18 protein-coding genes are annotated in these 18,929 nt (G+C 63.5%); 6 read left to right on the forward strand and 12 right to left on the reverse strand.

The features are described 5' to 3' along the window. Positions 1–240: 240 nt before the first annotated feature. Positions 241–1,320 (reverse strand): AI-2E family transporter, encoded by a 1,080-nt coding sequence (locus DSM104635_RS17790; protein ID WP_158767509.1) that lies wholly within the window; start codon positions 1,318–1,320, stop codon positions 241–243. Between the two features lie 97 nt (positions 1,321–1,417). Here DSM104635_RS17790 and DSM104635_RS17795 point away from each other — a divergent pair, with 97 nt between their 5' ends. Beyond that, a complete protein-coding gene (locus tag DSM104635_RS17795; RefSeq protein ID WP_158767510.1) occupies positions 1,418–2,953 on the forward strand; it encodes a helicase HerA-like domain-containing protein in 1,536 nt (511 codons plus the stop codon). A gap of 130 nt (positions 2,954–3,083) precedes the next feature. Next, entirely contained in the window at positions 3,084–3,485 is a 402-nt protein-coding gene (locus tag DSM104635_RS17800; protein ID WP_158767511.1) for a hypothetical protein, read from the forward strand. Here the strand turns inward: DSM104635_RS17800 and zapE are convergent, their stop codons facing one another. Then, entirely contained in the window at positions 3,486–4,592 is a 1,107-nt protein-coding gene (gene zapE, locus DSM104635_RS17805; RefSeq protein WP_158767512.1) for a cell division protein ZapE, read from the reverse strand. Between the two features lie 117 nt (positions 4,593–4,709). Between zapE and DSM104635_RS17810 the strand changes: the two genes are divergently transcribed. From DSM104635_RS17810 to DSM104635_RS17820, 3 genes are all read left to right on the forward strand, one after another. Beyond that, positions 4,710–5,648 (forward strand): 1-acyl-sn-glycerol-3-phosphate acyltransferase, encoded by a 939-nt coding sequence (locus DSM104635_RS17810; RefSeq protein ID WP_158767513.1) that lies wholly within the window; start codon positions 4,710–4,712, stop codon positions 5,646–5,648. A 92-nt stretch (positions 5,649–5,740) separates the two neighbouring features. Then, positions 5,741–6,970, forward strand: a complete 1,230-nt coding sequence (locus DSM104635_RS17815; RefSeq protein WP_158767514.1) for a tetratricopeptide repeat protein — start codon at positions 5,741–5,743, stop codon at positions 6,968–6,970. Between the two features lie 101 nt (positions 6,971–7,071). Then, positions 7,072–7,677 carry a YceI family protein gene (locus DSM104635_RS17820; RefSeq protein ID WP_158767515.1) on the forward strand — a complete coding sequence of 202 codons (606 nt, stop codon included), beginning with the start codon at positions 7,072–7,074 and terminating at the stop codon, positions 7,675–7,677. A gap of 56 nt (positions 7,678–7,733) precedes the next feature. Here the strand turns inward: DSM104635_RS17820 and DSM104635_RS17825 are convergent, their stop codons facing one another. The 3 genes from DSM104635_RS17825 to DSM104635_RS17835 are packed head-to-tail and all read right to left on the reverse strand — an operon-like array spanning position 7,734 to position 10,484. Next, the gene (locus DSM104635_RS17825) at positions 7,734–8,516 is read right to left on the reverse strand and encodes a succinate dehydrogenase iron-sulfur subunit (protein ID WP_158767516.1); all 783 of its coding nucleotides are present in this window, start codon (positions 8,514–8,516) and stop codon (positions 7,734–7,736) included. A gap of 55 nt (positions 8,517–8,571) precedes the next feature. Then, positions 8,572–9,993, reverse strand: coding sequence for a cell envelope integrity protein CreD (gene creD / locus DSM104635_RS17830; protein ID WP_158767517.1), 1,422 nt, complete (start codon positions 9,991–9,993; stop codon positions 8,572–8,574). A 56-nt stretch (positions 9,994–10,049) separates the two neighbouring features. Further along, the gene (locus tag DSM104635_RS17835; RefSeq protein WP_158767518.1) at positions 10,050–10,484 is read right to left on the reverse strand and encodes a hypothetical protein; all 435 of its coding nucleotides are present in this window, start codon (positions 10,482–10,484) and stop codon (positions 10,050–10,052) included. 98 nt (positions 10,485–10,582) lie between these two features. Between DSM104635_RS17835 and DSM104635_RS17840 the strand changes: the two genes are divergently transcribed. Beyond that, positions 10,583–12,703 carry an AsmA family protein gene (locus DSM104635_RS17840; RefSeq protein ID WP_228445750.1) on the forward strand — a complete coding sequence of 707 codons (2,121 nt, stop codon included), beginning with the start codon at positions 10,583–10,585 and terminating at the stop codon, positions 12,701–12,703. A 179-nt stretch (positions 12,704–12,882) separates the two neighbouring features. Here DSM104635_RS17840 and DSM104635_RS17845 read toward each other — a convergent pair whose 3' ends face one another. The 7 genes from DSM104635_RS17845 to DSM104635_RS17875 all read right to left on the reverse strand — a co-directional run bounded on the left by DSM104635_RS17845 (position 12,883) and on the right by DSM104635_RS17875 (position 18,884). After that, entirely contained in the window at positions 12,883–13,350 is a 468-nt protein-coding gene (locus DSM104635_RS17845; protein WP_158767520.1) for a GFA family protein, read from the reverse strand. A gap of 46 nt (positions 13,351–13,396) precedes the next feature. Next, a complete protein-coding gene (locus DSM104635_RS17850) occupies positions 13,397–14,599 on the reverse strand; it encodes an NAD-dependent formate dehydrogenase (protein ID WP_158767521.1) in 1,203 nt (400 codons plus the stop codon). Between the two features lie 63 nt (positions 14,600–14,662). After that, complete coding sequence (locus tag DSM104635_RS17855; protein ID WP_158767522.1) at positions 14,663–15,136, reverse strand: DUF433 domain-containing protein; 474 nt, start codon at positions 15,134–15,136, stop codon at positions 14,663–14,665. A gap of 4 nt (positions 15,137–15,140) precedes the next feature. Then, entirely contained in the window at positions 15,141–16,250 is a 1,110-nt protein-coding gene (locus DSM104635_RS17860; protein WP_158767523.1) for an S-(hydroxymethyl)glutathione dehydrogenase/class III alcohol dehydrogenase, read from the reverse strand. 44 nt (positions 16,251–16,294) lie between these two features. Beyond that, positions 16,295–16,666, reverse strand: coding sequence for a hypothetical protein (locus DSM104635_RS17865; protein WP_158767524.1), 372 nt, complete (start codon positions 16,664–16,666; stop codon positions 16,295–16,297). Then, on the reverse strand, positions 16,663–17,583 hold the full coding sequence (locus tag DSM104635_RS17870; RefSeq protein ID WP_158767525.1) for a hypothetical protein: 921 nt from the start codon (positions 17,581–17,583) through the stop codon (positions 16,663–16,665). The genes DSM104635_RS17865 and DSM104635_RS17870 overlap by 4 nt, the downstream gene beginning before the upstream one ends. A gap of 542 nt (positions 17,584–18,125) precedes the next feature. Next, positions 18,126–18,884: a metallophosphoesterase gene (locus DSM104635_RS17875; protein WP_158767526.1), complete on the reverse strand. Its 759-nt coding sequence runs from the start codon at positions 18,882–18,884 to the stop codon at positions 18,126–18,128. Positions 18,885–18,929: the final 45 nt, after the last annotated feature.

Raw genomic sequence — 18,929 nt, forward strand, 5'->3', positions numbered from 1 at the left:
GCCTGCAGGCCTCGCAGCAGGCTGGGTGGGGGACGCACGCGGAGGCCTGGTCCGATGAGGACGTATAGTCCGCTCTGATGAAGCCCCCCAATGAGCCCACGCGTGCGGAAAGACACGTCGAATAGCACTCGAGCGCGCCGAGAATTTCGGAAGCTATACGGTTTGCGTTTGCCGTAAACGCCCCTAGCCCCGGCGACGTTCTTCACATCAGCGATACATCTTCGTCGCCGATTCGCAACATCATTTTGATCCGGACTCGGACTTACTCAGACGTGGCGAGTCAGGGGTTGGTTTGCCGTCCGCGGAGAGCAGAATTGCGATCCACCGCGTGGTCGGAAATTGCGCCAATACAATCATCAACATCACCGTCATCGGCGCCGCGAGAAAGGCGCCGACGATGCCCCACACCGTGCCCCAGATCGCCAACGCGAGCAGCACTACGACGGCGGAGAGGTTCAATGAATCTCCTGTCATGCGCGGCTGAATGAAATTGCCGATGACGAATTGCCAAACGCCAACGCCGGCGAACACACCAACGACGGGGCCGAGTGTAGGAAATTGCACAAGCGCAACGGCCGTGGTGAGCACGACGGCGGCGATCGAACCGATGGTCGGAATATAGTTCAGGAAGAAGATCAGGAACGACCAGAACAACGCGTTCTCAAGGCCAATGATCGCGAGCGTGGCGTAAGTGAGCGCGGTGATGATGAGGCTCATCACTGTCTGCACCCACAAGTAACGCTCCATCGACTCCCTGATGCGCATGAAGACGTCGGCCGCCGCCGCGCGCTGGGCTTTGTTGCGGAAGATGAAGTCGAGCTTGGCCGACATGACGCCGGCCGCCGGGAAGATGAAGGCGAGATAGATCAGCGTGAACATCGCCGCTGACGCCGCGTTCTGGATGCTCTCGCCTATTTCCGTGGTGAGTCTCGCCGGATCGAACTGCGCCACCAGATCGCCGACCGTGGGCGCGCGCCCCGGGCCGCCGACTGCTTGATGGAGCTGACTTAGCACCTGATTCAGCCGGAATTCGTAGCGGGTCAGATCGCCGATGATGGCGGCGATGTTATCGACCACCACCCAGCCGATCAGCGCCACGATCGACAGCACCACGATCAGCGCCAGTGGCAGCGCCAGCCAGCGCGGCAGGACCGGGATGCGCTTGTCCAGGGTCTCGGTGAGGCCGTCGATGGCGAGCCAGAGGATGATGGCCATGGCGAACTGCGTCAGCGGCTCGCGGAAGAAGTAGAGCCCAACCGCAATGACGCCGGTGGCGACGATCCAGAGCGCCCCGCGCTGCGACACATCCATGGTTGCCATGACTTGCCTCTTGCGTCCGCCCGGCCTGCGGCGCAAGGCCCGGCTTGGCCGGAAAGGCCCAATGCGCCAAGCTGTTGGCGAACCAGGAGTCGCGAGAATGGCGTCTGCAATCGAATTTGGCGCGAGCCCCGAAGGGGTTCAGAGCCTCGCGCTGAAACGCGCCAACCGCCACGGGCTTATTGCTGGCGCCACGGGCACCGGCAAGACGGTGACGTTGCAGATGCTGGCGGAAGCGTTCGCCCGCGAGGGCGTCAATGTTTTCGCCGCGGACATCAAGGGCGACCTGTCGGGTTGCGCTGGCACGGACCCAACCCCGCCTGGCTGGGCCACCGCCCGCGCTGCCGAGATCAATCTGCCGCTGACGCCGGAAGCGGCACCGGTCGTGTTCTGGGACGTCTATGGCGAACTCGGCCACCCGGTGCGCACGACGGTGACCGAAATGGGCCCGGTGCTGATGGGCCGCGTGCTGGAAGCGACCGACGCACAGGCCGGCGCGCTGACCATCGCGTTCCGTATCGCCGACGATTGGATCAAGGAAGGCAAAAACGAAGGCCTGCTGCTCGACATCAACGACCTGCGCGCGATGCTGACCTATCTCAGCGAAAACGCAGAAGATATCGGCAAGCAATACGGCCTGGTCACGCCGCAATCGATCGCGGCGTTGCAGCGCAAATTGCTGCAGCTGGAAATGGACGGCGCCGAGCGCTTCTTCGGCGAGCCGGCGTTCAAGCTCGAAGAATTGCTGAAGCCGCGGCCGGACGGCAAAGGCACGATCCACGTGCTGGCGTCCGAGCGGCTGGTGCAATCGCCGCGTCTCTACTCAGCGTTCCTGCTCTGGCTGATGAGCGAGCTTTGGGAAGAGCTTCCGGAAGTCGGCGATCAGGATAAGCCGAAGCTCGTCTTCTTCTTCGACGAAGCCCACCTGCTCTTCCGTGACGCGCCGAAGGAGCTGATCAACAAGGTCGAACAAGTGGTGCGGCTGATCCGCTCCAAGGGTGTCGGCATCTATTTCGTCACGCAATCGCCGACGGATATTCCGGAGATTGTGCTCAGCCAGCTCGGCAACCGCTTCCAGCACGCGCTGCGCGCCTACACGCCGACCGACCAAAAGGCCGTCCGCGCCGCGGCGCAAAGTTTCCGCGCCAACGAGAACGTCGACGTGGCGAAGGAGATTCAGGAGCTGGGCGTTGGCGAAGCGTTGGTCTCCACGCTGGACGAGAAAGGCGCGCCGACGCCTGTCGCGCGGACTAAGATCCGTCCGCCGAACGGCCATGTCGGCCCGATCTTGTTGGCGGACCGCCAAGCGCTGATGCGCGCCAACACGGCTGGTCGCGTTTACGAGAAAGCCATCGACCGCGAAAGCGCGCACGAAATCCTGAGCGAGCGCGCCACGCAGGCCGCCGAAGCTGTCGCGCGCGAAGAAGAACGCGAAGCGCGGGACAAGGAAGCAGCGCGAAGCTCGCGCACAACCGGCACGCGCTCCAGCGGACGCACCAGCGCACCACGTCGCACTGGCGGATCGCGGACCACGGCGGTGGAACGGCAAACCGGACGCGTCGCCAGCGGCGTATTCAACACCATCGTGCGCGAGCTAATGCGGGGAATTCTCGGCACGCCGCGCCGCCGCCGTTAGAATTTCTCGCGTCTGAAGATGGCGTAATCGTTGGTCGTGTGACTCCGGTCACGGCGCGATGATGAACGTTCCCTTACTTGGAAACCCAACGAAGTTCCTCTGCGTTGCAGAGTTCGAAGGGAGAAATCCAATGTTCTTGCGTTCCACCATCCTCGCTTGCGCTGCCGCCATGATCGTTGCGCCAACCGTCAGCGCTGAGGCGCCCGCGCGCTGCGAAGAAACGTCGTTCCGCGTGTATTTCCAACACGGCTCGGCCTCGCTCAACGCGATGACGAACGAAATGCTGCAAGCCGCGGCGCGCAACGTCGCCGATTGCGACTATGCCGAACTGCGCGTCAGCGTCTCCGGCCCGCAAGCGGCGCAACGCGGCCGCGCTATCGGCGCTGCGGCTGGCGATTGGGACGCGGTGCGCGTCGGACAGCGCGCGACGCATCAAGCCGGATACGGCCCGGAATACGCCGAAGTGACGATGTCGCCGAACCGTTCGCCCGACGCGCTCACGCCGCCGACCGAGAACGACGCCGGCGTCTAATTACTCAACGATCCCGCTCTTCCACTCCGCGTCGCGGCGTGGAAGGGCGAGATACGTTTCGCTGCGCATTTCCATGAGACGCGACGCCGTGCGCTCGAACTCAAAGCTCTGATCGCCTTCCGGATAAAGCGCCACCGGCACGGCTTCGGCCGAGGCAATAAGCTTCACCTTCGCCTCGTAAATCGCGTCCACCAAGGTCCGAAACCGCGCCGCCTCTTCGCGCTTTGCGGGTGACAGTCGCGGAATGTTCTCCAGCAACACAGTATGGAAGCGTTCGGCGATCTCCAGATAGTCCGCCGCGCCGAGCGGGCGCGCGCAGAGTTCTTCGAAGCTGAACCGCGCTACCCCTGCGGCCTCGCGCTCCACGCGCAGCGCACGCCCACCGACATCGAGGGTCACCGCTTGTGGCACGGCGCCCGCAGTGAGCCGCCGCCAAGCTTGGTCCATCTTTTCATCTGCCGCTGGGCCGAGCGGCGCGTACCAGACCGGAGCGGCCATCAGCTGACGCAGGCGGTAATCGTGCGGACCCGACAACTCGATGACGTCCAGCTTCTGTTTGAGCATTCCGATGAACGGCGTGAAGAGTTGGCGGTTGAGGCCGTTCTTGTAGAGATCGTCTGGCGCGCGGTTCGAGGTGGCGACGATCACCACGTCTTCGGCGAACAAACGCTCGAACAACCGGCCGAGGATCATGGCGTCGGCGATGTCGGTGACTTGGATTTCGTCGAAGCACAGCAGCCGCGCATCGCTCGCCACATCCTTCGCGGCTTCGGCGATGAGCTGATCTTGCCCTGGACCACGCGCTCGCGCGTCGCGCAGAAACGCGTGCCGCGCCAGCATGAATTCGTGGAAGTGGACGCGGCGCTTCTTCTTCACCGGCGCCGTTTCAAAGAACAAATCCAGCAGCATCGACTTGCCGCGACCGACCGGTCCCCAGATGTACAAGCCCCGCGGCGGTGTGGTCTTGCCGAGCCACGCATCAGGCCGCCAGCGCGCGATATCCTCCGCCAGTGCGTCGAGCCGCATAGCCACCGCTTCTTGTGCCGCGTCCGGCGCGAGATCGCCGGAAGCGAGGCGGTCGCGGTACGCGGCCAGGACCGATGTCATTGCGTCTCCAAGAGAATCCGGCGGAACGGCGCTGCACAAAGCCTGCGGAAACGTCCCAAAGCAAGCCGCCCCGCTCTGGAACACGCACGCCGCTTCCTTAGAATGCCGCGAGTCGCCATGACACAAACAGACGCCCTCGCCCGCGCCACGCCAGCGCCCGCCGCCACGGCGCAGAAGCACATCGTCGATGTGCTGATCGAGGAGCGCGCGCCGAAGCTTTCGACCAGCTCGATCTGGCCGGTGCTGCGCCCGATTCTCTACGCGGTGCTGAATTACGACAAAGCCGTGAGCATGGCCGACGCGATCGCGCCGATGGGTGGACGCGAGGCGCTGGTCTACATTTCGCAGCTGCTCGACGTGAAGCTCGAGATGACTGGCCAAGAGCGCATCCCGGCCGACGGCGCATTCATCATCCTCTCCAACCACCCCACCGGCATCACCGACGGCGTCGCGCTCTATGATGCGTTGAAGCCCGCGCGGCCCGATACGTTGTTCTACGCCAACTCCGACGCTGAGCGCGTTTGCAAGCGTTTCGGCGAAGCTTTGATCCCGGTGGAATGGGTGCTGGCGAAGCGCACGCGGGAACGCACACGCGTGACGCTGAAGATGACGGACGAGGCGTTCGAAGCTGGACGGCCCTTGGCGATCTTTCCTGCCGGACGCCTCGCGCGCCTGCGCGACGGCCTGCTGACCGATCCCGAATGGATGCCGACCGCCGCGAGCCTCGCGCGGAAGTACGAGCTGCCCATCCTCCCCGTGCATATGAGCGGCCCTTACTCGTTCTGGTTTCACACCTTCGCCAAGTTCTCCGCCGAACTTCGCGATATGACGCTCTTCCATGAGCTGCTGAACAAGCAGGGCAAAACGTACAAGTTAACGTTCGGTCCGCTCATTCCGCACACGGCGGTCGCCGGCGACACGGCGTCATCGATCCGCAAACTGAAACATTATATCGAGCGGGTGTTGCCGGCAGCGTCCGACACGCCGTTCGATCCGAACGGCCCGGAATGCCAATGGCGCGATCCGCCGAAGCCCGAGGCTCTCAAGCCCGCGTGATCGGCGCGATTCTGAATTTTTGGCCATAGACGACGGTCACAACGCAGAGCAGAGTGATCGTGCGAGGGGCGAAGTATCGGAGGCATGCTTCCATGCGCGCCCGCATACTGACGATTGTTATGTGGCTGGGTTTGGCCGCGAGTACGGCTGCAATCCCATACATTCCGCCACCGCAACCGGTGTACGAAGCGCCGATCGATCGCGCGCTCGCGAATGTTACGGAGATGCCGGATCTGCAACCGGCACAGCGCGAGCAATTGCTGGGGCGGCTCAATCTGCTCGCCTACGCGCGCAACGATCCGCAATTCACGTATGTCACCGAAGACAACCGGCTCGTGCTTGCCGGCAGCGTGTTGTGCACCGAAGTGCGCCCTGTCCGCTACGACCCCGCGCCGGCAGACGCGCCGACGTTCGGCCCAGACGACCGCTGCGCAGCCTTCGATTTCCAGCTCGGTCCTTGGCAAGAAACGCCGGAGGCGCCGCCGGCCGAAGCCAGCGCCGCGGCCAACGCGCGGCTTGAAACGGCGCGCGGGCACTATGCGCGCGCGCTCGAGCTGGAGCCAGAGAACCTGCGCTCGCGCCTTGGCTACGCTTACGTGCTCGACCGCCTCGGCCGCACCAATGACGCGCGCCGCGAACTGCGGTGCATTTTGAAAAAGGGCATGCCGCGCCTCGCGGGCGAGACGTCGGAATGGGAGGACCACGCCGTCCTCACCGAAACCGCGGCGCACCTCGCGCACATCGCCACGTCCAGCAGCGATCGCCGGCGCATGGAGGGTTTGCGCGAACGTCTGCAAGCCAGCCAACCGATGATCTATGTGACGCCAATCGTGGTGCCGCTCACCGACGCGCCGTTCGCCGAGATGATCGACAATGGTTCCGACGTCGCGTTCGATTTCGCCGGCACCGGCGACACACGCGCCAGCGGCTGGATCACGCCAAATGCGGCATGGCTGGTGTGGGATCCGGAATGGCGCGGCGACATCCGCTCGGGCTTCGACATGATCGGACAACGCACCTGGTCTGTTTTCTGGAGCGACGGCTTCGAGGCCATGCGCGCACTCGATGACAATCGCGACGGGGAGCTCACGGGCGGCGAACTCGGCGGCTTGTCGCTGTGGCGCGACGAGAACCGCAATGGCGTCAGCGATCCGGGCGAAGTGCTGCCGGCGAATGTGCATGGCATCGCGGCGCTCGCCGTGCGCGGCGACACCACGCGGTCGGGCTTGATCACGGCGCCAACCGGCGTCCGGTTCGACGATGGCCGCACGCGGCCGCTCTATGATTGGACGCCGGGCGTGGGCCGCGCGCCTGTGAGCTAATCGGCGCCGAGCCGGCGCGGAAAAAGTCCGGCCGCCCCTGATGAAATCGGCGTGCCGACATGCCACCTACGGGGCCGGTCCAACGTCCAGGGGAAATACGCATGCGCTCCACTCGCCGTTTCGTCGCCGCCGCCATCGCCGGCGCCGCGCTTTTGTTTGCTGGAGGCGCAGCCGCGCAAGTCACGGCCGATCCGGCCGCTGCTGGCGCCGGGACGTACACGATCGATGCGCGCCACACCGCGGTGCTAGCCCGCGTGCCGCACGCTGGCTTTTCGTTCGAGGTTTTCCGCTTCGGCGCCGTCGAAGGCACGCTGACATGGGATCCGGCGAACGCCGCCGCGAACAATCTCACCGTCACCGTCGCCACCAACTCCATCGCGACGCCGGTCGAAGGCTTCGCTGCAGAATTGCAGGGCGAGCGCTTCCTGAACAGCGCCGGCTATCCGAACGCAACGTTCGTCTCCACGGCGTTTCGCCAAATCGATGCGACGCATGCTGAAGTCGATGGCAACTTTACGCTGAAGGGCGTGACCAAGCCGGTGACGTTCCGTGTCGAGCTGATTGGCGCAGGCGCGAACCAGCGCGGCACACCGACGATCGGCTTTCGCGCCACCACGATGATCGACAATGCCCACTACAATTTTCCGGGCTTTATCCGCGGGCAGAGCGAGATTGTCGTGGATGGCGAGTTTAACCGCCAGCAGTGAGACAAAGCTGAAGCTCCAAGAAACCGCCGGTGCGAAAGCGCGCCGGCGGTTTTGTCTTAGAGCTTCCGCTCAACCATCGCCTTCTTGATTTCGGCGATGGCCTTCGCCGGGTTCAACCCCTTCGGGCAAACCTGGGCGCAATTCATGATGGTGTGGCAGCGGTAAAGCTTGAACGGGTCCTCGAGTGCGTCGAGCCGTTCGCCCTGGTTTTCGTCGCGGCTGTCGTTGATCCAGCGATAGGCCTGCAGCAACGCCGCCGGGCCAAAGAAGCGATCAGCGTTCCACCAATAGGACGGGCACGCCGTCGAGCAGCAGGCGCAGAGGATGCACTCGTAGAGGCCGTCGAGCTTGGCGCGCTCCTCCGGACTTTGGCGCCATTCGGCGTCGGGCTCCGGCGTGACGGTTTGCAGGTAAGGCTGGATCGCCGCATATTGCGCGGTGAAGTTGGTGAGATCGGGCACCAGGTCCTTCAGCACCGGCTGGTGCGGCAGCGGCGCGATGGTGATGGCGCCCGGCGGCAAGTCATCCATGCCCTTGGTGCAGGCGAGCGTGTTGCGCCCGCCAATGTTCATCGCGCACGAGCCGCACACGCCCTCGCGACAAGAGCGGCGGAAGGTGAGCGTCGAATCCATATCGTTCTTGATGGCGATCAGCGCATCGAGAACCATGGGCCCGCAGCTATCGAGATCGAGGTCGTAGATATCCCAGCGCGGGTTCTCGCCGGTCTCCGGATCGTAGCGGTAGATCTTAAACTGCCGCACGCGCTTGGCGCCTGTCGGCGCCGCGTGGCGCTTGCCCTGCTTGACCTTCGAATTGCGCGGCAGCGTGAGTTCGACCATGAGCCGGGTTTGGCGAGGGTCGGCGCGCCCGTCAAGCGCGCCGATTGCCCTACCCTTACTGGCCTGTGGTGGTCGATACGCCGCGCCCGTACCAATCGATCCGCCGCGTCGCGATCATGCTGGCGGCGATCACAGCGAAGGCCACGACCGACCCTGCCAGAAGCGCGAAGTCTTCCAGCGTCATCAGCACGTACATCGCGAGATACAACAACGAGAGCCCAACCAACGCGCGGAGGCCGACCGCGCTCGAGTTGAACGAGGTGGCGGCATAGTAGCCAAGCAGCCCCACCGTGGCGGCGGCGGCGACGAAGAAGGCCGGCGTGAAGCCGATGATTTCCGTTATGGAGAGCAGCAGCAGGTAGAACACGCACTGCGCCAAACCGACCAGGATGTATTGCGCCGGGTGCGCCTTGCGCCCGCTGACCGCCTCGAAAATCAACGTCGCCAGGAACACGATGCCGATGAACATGATGCCATAGCGCACCGCGCGCATGACGCCGGTGTAGATATCATCCGACGCCACGAAGGTTACGGCCATGTCGCGGCTGGAGGCAGCGCCGAGATTGAAGCTGTTCAAGTCCGCCGCCTTCTCCACCCCGCGCGCCACAAACGGCACGCGCCAGGAAACGGCAAAACCCTCGTCGGTGGCTTGCAGCGCTTCGTTGGATTGGAAGAAGCCTTCTGCGCGGACATCCTGACGGTCACCGCGGATAGTGGCGGTGGTATCCTGTGCGAACGCGGCGATCGAGAAACGTTGTGCGCCGGTCAGTTCGAGCCGCGTTTCGACCGCGAAGTCCGCGGGCGTCGCCGAAAGACGAGCGGGTGCGGCGAACGCGACCAAGTTTGACGGCAGCGGGGCGGAGGGCGTCGAGAAGACCTCTGGCCGCGAGTAATCCGGCGAAGGCGCCGCAAGGCTCAGATCCGACACCGGCTCAAACGTCTCCGTTGTCCCGTCGGCAAAGCGCAACTCGGCGGCGTTGCGGATCGAGCGGCTATCGCTGACGAACATGACGACACGGGCGCGCGTCCAATCGAAGCGATAGGATTCATCGACGCCCTGCAGCGTCGCGGCGGGCCGGAAGCTCGCGTCGAACTCGGTTTGGGCGGTGTAGATGGCGGCGCGGTAGATGCCGACGCGGCGATCGGTGACGCTGAGCGTCGTGTCGGCCGTGCCAGTATCGGCGAACACCACGTAAGAGCCGCGCTGCGTGGTGCGCTGAACTCGGCCCTCGGTGTCTGTGGTTTCGACTGCGCGCTGGTACGGCACCAGCAACATCGGACCGCCGACGATCTGGGAGCCGCCAGCGCCCGCGCCGATTTCCGCTGTGACCCTGGTGGCGTTGACTTGGCGCTCGGCCACGAGGCCGGCGACAATCAGCAGCGGCACGCCCATCGCCAGCACCAGCAAGCAGACAAGCAAGAGCTTCAGGCCCAACGATCCGCGCGGGATCAGGCCTGAGATCGGATTGGTCGCCACGTCATCCCTCCCTGCGGATCAAGGCTCATGACCCGCGCGTAATATCTTCGCCTCGATCAAGGCGAGATGTCGACCGGAACGGAGGTTTCCGGTGGCGTCCACTCGTTAGGGTCAATTGGCGCCGGCGGTTCGGCGCTCCACGCGATCACGAACGCGGCAGCCCCCGCAAGAGCGCAACCGAACGACCAGAGCAATGCAATCCAGTCATAGCTCACGCCGACTTTTTCAGGCGCCGCGCCCTCACGCGCCAGCGCGGCTTGGCGGCGAGCGTCGATCAGGACGTAGCCGATCAAAAACACAAAGGGCACGGCGAAACCCCACGGCGCCGCGCCCGGCATCCATTCGCGCACGAACAGGCCCAACGATCCAACGCCCAACCCCGCCAAAACAAGGAATTCCGCGATGCCCTGCCCGCGATCCCCCAAAGATGCGCGTAAACGCCGGCGCCGCGCGCCCATTTCCGCAAACATTGACGACAAAAACCCAGCCATGGCCGCCGCAATAGCTTACGTCGCGGCGAACGCAAAGACGCATGGGCGGCTCGCTTTCGCCACGCGGGGGCACTAAATCTCGCCTCAGCGAGGGAATGATGAACTTTCTGAAGAAGCTCAACTGGAAACTGATTGGCATCAGCTTGGGCGCCGTGCTTGGCGTGCTGGTGCTAGCGGCTGGCTTGTTCATCGCGTTCTTTCCCAAGGATTTGGCCGCCCGCGAAGCGGAGCGCCGCATCGAGGAAGCCACGGATCGCGACTTGGTGCTGGGCGGCAATGTCGAACTGACGTTCTGGCCGGCGCTTGGCTTTTCGGTGGATCAAGTCTCGCTCTCAAATCCGCGTGACTTCGACTCCGTCGCCCGCCGTGGCGGCGTTGAGGCGGCGGAGACGCCATTCCTTGCCGCTGATCGCATCGTGTTCGCCGTCGCTGTGATGCCGCTGCTGCGCGGGGAGATTCAGGTAAAGGATTTGATCCTGCAAGGCGCCGATGTGCAATTGCGCGCCAAGGAAGACGGCACCTCGAATTGGACCTTCCCCACCGACGAGGAAGAAGACGAAACCACGCTCGAAGATCTGCGGCTCGACAACGTCCAGCTGATCGACAGCATGATCACGTTCCAAGGCGCCGAAGACGAAGCGCCGCTGACGTTTGAGGACGTGGACGCGACGTTGGCGCTGGAATCGCTCGACTCGCCGGCGCAAATCCAAGCCGCGCTCACCTATCGCGCAGAGCGCTTGAACGTCGACGCCGGCATCGGCCTGCCGCGCGCGGTGCTCGAGAAGGGCGAAACGCCGATCACGGCGCAGTTGCGCTCGGCGCCGCTTGAAGTCGATCTAAGCGGCACGTTCAACGCCGAGACAGGCGCGCTCAATGGCGCGATCCAAGCCAACGGCGCCAGCGTGCGCCGCTTGCTGGCGTGGGTCGGTTCACCCATGGCCGAGGGCGACGGCTTCGGCGCCTATCGCGTCACCGGGCAAATGGCGCGCGAAGGCGAAACCACCGCGCTCACCGAGCTTGCGCTACGCATGGATGCGATCGAAGCCAACGGCGCGCTCAATCTGATCAACCAGGAAAACGGCCGGCTCCGCGTCACTGGCGTTCTGAACGCACCCACTCTCGATCTCAACACCTATTTGCCCGCACCGGCGCAGGGCGACGGCAGCGGCGTCGAGGTCGACACGGCGTGGAGCGCCGATCCGCTCGATCTGAGCGGCCTACGAGCACTCGACGCTGACCTGAACCTCACGCTCGGCGCGCTGCGCTTTCAGCGCATGAGCTTCACCAACGTCGCGCTGGCGCTGCGCGTCGCCAATGGCGCGGCAGATGCGCGGCTCACGCGCATCGCGCTCTACGACGGCGGCGGCACGGCGCGGCTGATCGCCGATGGCGCAGGGCCGACGCCGCGGATCGCCATTGAGCTCAACGCGGAGAATATCCAGGCTGAAACGCTGCTGCGCGACGCGATCGGTTTCGACAAGATCGTCGGCCGCGGCCGCCTCACCGCTTCGCTGGTTGGCACAGGCGCTTCACAGGCCGCGATCATGCGCAGCTTGCGCGGCACAGCGTCGTTCAATTTCAACGACGGCCAGTACAAGGGCGTGAACCTCGCGCAGATGGCGCGCACGCTGCAATCGTTCACCTCCGGCCAACAAGCGCAGGCGCAAGGCAACGCCACCGACTTCGCCGAACTCTCCGCTAACTTCGCGGTCTCCGAAGGTGTCGCGGCGACGGATAGCCTGCGCATGCTGAACCCGTTCGTGCGTCTTGAAGGGCGCGGCCTGATCAATATCGGCTCGCAAACGGTCGACATGCGCCTCACGCCGCGCGCGGTGCGCTCGATCGAAGGCCAAGGCGGCGACGCGACGGTCGCGGGCCTCGGCATTCCGTTTCGCGTCTCCGGCCCGTGGTCGCGTGTGAGTTTCCGGCCGGCGCTGGAAGACGTGGTGCAAAACCAATTGCGCGACATCCTCAGCCGCCAAGGTGGTGACAATCCGCTCGGCTCACTCGGCGAAGCTCTCTTCGGTCGCACGCCGCCAGGCGAAGCCACAACCGAAACGCCAACCCCAACCGCCGAAAGCGGTGACGCAGCGCCGACGCCTGCGCCAGAGGAAGAGAGGCAGCGCCCGCGCAATCCGCTTGAGGAGATCCTGCGTCGCGCGACCGAGCGCAATCAGCAGAAGCAAGAAACGCCGACGCCTGCGCCGAGTACGCCGTGACTATGGAGCGCCGGCGTCCTCGCCGGCGTTGACTGCGGTGCGTGGCGTCGCCCTTCGACAAGCTCAGGGTGACGCCATAGTTGGTGTCGCGCTTTGCTACAGTAGAGTCGTCGTGAGCCCGTCGAAGGAGACGCGGGCCAAGAAACGCCGGCGAGGACGCCGGCGCTCCACACTTAGCGCTACTTTGGCCTCGTCCCCTCGCTCGCGAAGCCAGCCATCAAGTCGGCGTAGCGTTCCATCGGCGGGAATTGGTCGAAGCTGTGCGTCGCACCTGTCTCGGCTCCTGGCAGTTTTTCCGTCACGTACGATTCCACATACGGCACGACCCAGCTTGCGTCTTCGAGCATGGTCGGGCGGAAATTGGTCATGCCCTGCAGACCGGGCGCGGTGGTGAAGAGCCAGCTTTTGCATGTCGGGCAATAGTGATGCTGGCTTTCAGCGCGCCGCAGCGCACCGAGCACTGGTTCGCCTTGCGTGACTTCAAACCCGCCCGGCGGCAGCATCAGCGTCAGCGAGTACGCACTGCTCGTGAGCTTCTGACAGCCGCGGCAATGGCACGCCATCGCCACCATCGGCGGCGCAGTGACACGCATCTTCACCTCGCCGCAGAGACACGATGCGTTCCAAGGGAGTTTCCAGTCGCTCATGCGCGTTGTTTAGTGGTCCCGTTCTCGATCGACAACACGCCTGCTCCTATTGCTTGAACTTTGCCGCTTCGTCCGAGCCGGTCGTGGCGTTGCCGGCGCTATAAGAATGCGCCCCGGTTCCCGCGAGCTTGCCATCGCTGACGATGAGGTACTCATCGCGGATCGGGCGGTTTTCGAAATAGCATTCAAGGATTTCCCGGACTCCGGCGGCGTAGCGCGTCTGCGCCGAGAGCGACGTGCCGGAGATGTGCGGCGTCATGCCGTGATGGGGCATGGTGCGCCACGGGTGATCCTGCGGCGCCGGCTGCGGGAACCAGACGTCGCCTGCGTATCCCGCAAGCTGGCCGCTCTTCAGCGCGTTCGCCACTGCATCGCGGTCGCAGATTTTGCCACGCGCCGTGTTGATCAGATAGGCGCCGCGCTTCATCGAGCCGATCATCTTGGCGTCGAACAGATGCTCAGTTTCAGGATGCAGCGGGCAATTGATCGTAACCACATCGCAGTGCGGAACCATCGCGGCGGCGCTTTCGTGGAAGGTCAGACCAAGCTCCTCCTCCTCCACGGCCCTCGGCAGCCGGTGCCGGTCGGTATAGTGCAGCTTCACATCGAACGGCTTCATCCGGCGGAGCACGGCCAGTCCGATGCGCCCCGCCGCCACCGTGCCAACCTGCATGCCCTCCACGTCGTAGGATCGTGCGGCGCAATCGGCGATGTTCCAGCCGCCTTTGACCACCCACTGGTAGGACGGGATGTAGTTGCGCACGAGGCCGAGGATCATCATCACCACGTGCTCGGCCACGCTGATCGAGTTGCAGTAGGTCACCTCCGCGACGGTGAGTTTGCGATCCATCGCCGCCTGCAGATCGGTGTGATCAGAGCCGATGCCGGCGGTGACGATCATTTTCAACTTTTTGGCGCGCTCGATGCGCTCGCGCGTCATGTAGGCCGGCCAGAACGGCTGCGAGATGACGATCTCCGCGTCTTCCAATTCGCGGTCGAGGCGTGAGTTATCGCCGTCCTTGTCGCTGGTGACGACCAGCGTATGGCCGTTCGCTTCGAGATATTTGCGCAGACCCAGCTCGCCGGACACGCTGCCGAGCAGCGCGCCCGGTTTGAAGTCGATCGCCTTCGGCGTCGGAAGCGTCTGGCCGTCGGGATAGCGTTCCAGCCTCGGCAGATCGGCGCGCGGATACGACTTCGGATAACCGTCAATGGGATCGTCGTAGAGAACGCAGAGCACCTTGGCCATGACTTCCTCCCTCGGGCCTTCAGTACGCCTTGGCGCAGCTTCTGTCTGTTCACATGATCGGCGCTAACGACCGTCCGCAGGGGCCTCGTCCGCGGGCTTAATCAAATAGATGTCGACGATCGCTCCCGAGCGTTCGTCGCGCCAGACAACATCCTTCGGCGCGTACTGCTCAGGATAGAGCAGGACGCGTTCCCACGAATCCTCCCAAGTGTCGAAGCCCGGACGTGGCCCCGTACCCTCCACGACATCATCACAGGCAAACATCCAGCCGGGCGGGGCTGACCATATTCGCAGGCAACGTTTCGGAGGACCCTCGCTATCGGCAACGAAACTAAACTCCGGCTCCTCCGAAGGCGCATAGGTGACCGCCGCGCCCAGTTCAGATTCTGAGAGTTCAGGAAAGCGCCTCCTAACCTCGTGAGCATACACACCCGGCTGGCGCCAATACTCTTGAACCTCCGTGACTGTAATCGATGTGCCTTCGACAAAGGGCTGCCCATCGAACTTCGCAGGATCGGTGATAATCGGGCGCGTCATCGCATCAATAAACCACCACGCTCCGGATGCTTTCGCCCTTGTGCATCAGATCGAACGCTTCGTTGATGCGCTCCAGCGGCAGCTTGTGCGTGATCATCGGGTCGATCTGGATTTTCTTGTCCATGTACCAGTCGACGATTTTTGGCACGTCGGTGCGCCCGCGCGCACCGCCAAACGCCGTCCCCTTCCACACACGGCCCGTGACCAACTGGAATGGTCGCGTGGCGATTTCCTTGCCGGCTTCAGCAACACCGATGATGATGCTCTCGCCCCAGCCGCGATGGCAGCTCTCAAGCGCCTGGCGCATAACGGTGGTGTTGCCGGTGCAGTCGAACGTGTAATCAGCGCCGCCGCCGGTAAGCTCCACCAAGTGCGCAACGATATCGCCGGTGATGCTCTTCGGATTGACGAAGTGCGTCATGCCGAACTTCTTGCCCCACTCCTCGCGCGCCGGATTGATATCGACGCCGACGATCATGTTGGCGCCGACTAGCTTCGCGCCTTGGATCACGTTCAGGCCAATGCCGCCCAAGCCGAACACGATGACGTTAGCGCCCGGTTCGACTTTCGCTGTATTCGTCACAGCGCCCACGCCTGTCGTCACGCCGCAGCCGATGTAACACGCTGACTCAAACGGCGCGTCTTTGCGGATCTTCGCCAGCGCGATCTCGGGCAGCACAGTGAAGTTCGAAAACGTCGAGCAGCCCATGTAGTGCGCGACGGGTTTGCCCTTGTAGGAAAACCGCGACGTGCCGTCCGGCATCAGGCCCTTGCCTTGGGTGGCGCGGATCGCGGTGCAGAGGTTGGTTTTGCGCGAGAGGCAGCTTTTGCACTGGCGGCATTCGGGCGTGTAGAGCGGAATGACGTGATCGCCCACGGCGACGCTGGTTACCCCTGCTCCAATTTCGCGCACGATGCCAGCGCCTTCGTGGCCAAGGATCGAGGGGAAGATGCCTTCGCTATCCAAACCATCCAGCGTGTAGGCGTCGGTGTGGCAGATGCCGGTGGCTTTGATCTCGACCAGCACTTCGCCGGTCTTCGGGCCTTCAAGATCAAGCTCGACAATCTCCAACGGCTTCTTGGCTTCGAACGCGACTGCCGCTCTGGTTTTCATGAATGTCTCCGCTGGCGCGTTTATAGCGCGGCGGATGCGCGACGCTAGCGGTTGCGGGCTCTCGCCTTGGCCTTCGCGGTCTTAGGCGCGGCCTTCTTCTTCGCGGCTGACTTGGCGATGCTCTTGCCGATCCGGTTCGGGACTTGCGCCACGAAGGCGCGCGCGGCGCGATCGATTTTCTGACGGATGCCGGCGTCTATCTTTCCGCCGAGGCCGGCCAACATGTAGATCGCCTCGACGGGAACCAGCGCGGCGACGGTTCGTCCGTAACGATCGAACCCGATCACCGCGCTGTCCAATTGCGTCGTCTCAAGGGCCTCAGCAAAATTCGCGCGCGCTTCCGAGGTCGAATAGACCGGTGCGGTCCTTGCGGTGCGCTTAGCGGCTTTGCGTCTGAGTTCCTTGACTGACTTCATGCAACCTTTTGTTCGTCTTCCCCCGGCCTACCGAAAAGCCAAGACTCCCAGTTGGGATATTCGATCTCGATCTCAAGCTTACCGAACAGCCAGGATTCCCAATCCGGACGTTCGAAGTTGTACAGGACCAATGTGAAGCCTTGACGGATCTCGATCCTGCGCGGCTCCACATGCGTAAGCGTTCGAACCTCAGACTCGAAGTCTTCGATGAAGAAACTTCTAACGTCAGAGAGTTTGCGGCCGAGCCATCGTCCGCCCGCGCGTGCAAACGCATGCACGGTATCGCGCGACAGCAGGCAGAGCGCCTTCATCTCAACGACACTGGCCCCGAATTGGGACTCGATGTGCCGTAAGCGCGGCGATCGCCGCACTCTCCGCAGCAGCACACGTGTTCTGCACAAGATTCGCGCGGCCTTGCGCTTCGCAGGCGCAGCAACCTCGCGCCCAGCGTCTGCCGGTCGCTTCGAAGCTTGGTCCGCGGGCGGTCGGCGGCGGCGGCCACGCAGCGGCGGGGCGCGCCGTTGCTCCCGGCGCGGCGGCGGCAGGTAGAAACCACCACTCAGGGTGAGGTCGACGCCGCCTCCCCCCATTGGTCCTTCCGGCGGGACGTCAGGCGCAGCAGCCGCGCCGTCATCGCCGTCGTCGGGCTTCTTGGCGATAACGCCATCGAGCTCCCAAGCTTCGAAATCGGCATTCCAGCGCAGCATGAATTGGCGCTGGAAACGAGTGAAGCCCATCCATGTGCATTTGCGTTGTTGCAACATGGGCTCTGGGTTCATTGCATTGAACACTTCAACCCAAGAGTTGAACGCATCCAGTCTTTCGATGAGAAGGTCTTCGACTTCGTGATATACGGTCGATGCATGCGGGCCCGAAAGATTGAGGGCCAGAAGGTTTGCTCCGCGTATAAATTTCATTTCGCGTACCCCTTTTAGATGATCTCGATTTCTGCGAGATCACGCGAGATTTCTCATTGTTTCACGCGCCGCTCACTGCCGGGGGGAGGGCTTGCGCACTCTGCACAAACGCGCCGCGCCTTCAACCCGTGTGTCGAATTTACAATTGACGCCCACGGCAACCTCCAACGTGTGTTGTTCACGTCAACACAACGCAGCGTCGCATATTTGATGTTGTACAAAACCGCGCAAACGCTTGACGGCGCTTCGCGGCGACCTATCCCTCTTGCGCGGGCGACTGGGCTGCTGATGGGCGTGCGCCGGTCTGGGCTGTCGGGGCCAAGCCGGCGCACGTTTCCCAAGCCCCCAGCTGCGAAGACCAACGTTAACGATGACTGGGAACTTCGCGCGCCTAACGAGCGAAAAATATTTCGGCGAACCCTGGAACTGAGCGGCCGGCGGATCGTTGATTGCCTGGCGCCGACCTACTCCCCCCGCCCAGGCGCCACCGCAGCACGGGCCGGATCTCAGGATCCGGCCCAACTGCTATGTGCTGCAGAGTGTCATAAGCCCATGAAATGGCTGGCTAAACCGCCGGTGTCGGATCTGACGTGCAGCATCCAGCCGGGCTGTTCGGCCGTTTTCGGCGCGATCTTTTGGCCGGGATACATGGCCAGCCCGTACACCCAGGACGTCGACGGCGCGATCACCACTGGTGCATGCGCGACCTGCCCTACCGCCACGCGATGGTGGTGGCCGCAGATCACCCGCTCTACTTGGCGATGACGTGCGATCACAGATGCGAACAAGTCTGCATCCAGCAAACCGATATTATCGAACAGCATGTCGTGCGTGAGGAACGGCGGGTGGTGCAGCGCGACGATCGTCGGCTTGTCAGGCGCCTCCGCGAGCGTGCGATCGAGCCAGTCAGCGCCGGCATGGGTGATCAACCCATGTGTCTCGCCCGGCACAATCTGGTCGATGACGACGAGCCGCACCGGAAAGTCATCGATCGCAAATGAGAGAAAGCCCGAGCGCGGCAGATAGCCATGGCGTGGAAACGCGTTACGAATAAGCGCGCGATCGTCGTGATTTCCCGGCATGAGATACAAAGGCCGCGACACATCCTCGATGATGCGTGCAAGCAAATCGTATTCGTCCGGCCGTTCGTCATTCGCGAGATCGCCAGTCAACAGGATCACGTCGGCGCGGTATTCGTGCGCTTCGGCCAGCGCACGCTCCAATTGACGCGCGGACAAGCCATCATCGTCAGCGCGGATGTGCGTGTCGGAAATCTGCGCAAGGATGAACTGGCCGCTCATGCGGCTCTCCACGGCTCAGCAAGCAAGAAAAAGTCCCTCCCGCGC

This window comes from Terricaulis silvestris, assembly GCF_009792355.1.
GTDB classification, from domain to species: Bacteria; Pseudomonadota; Alphaproteobacteria; order Caulobacterales; family Aquidulcibacteraceae; genus Vitreimonas; species Vitreimonas silvestris.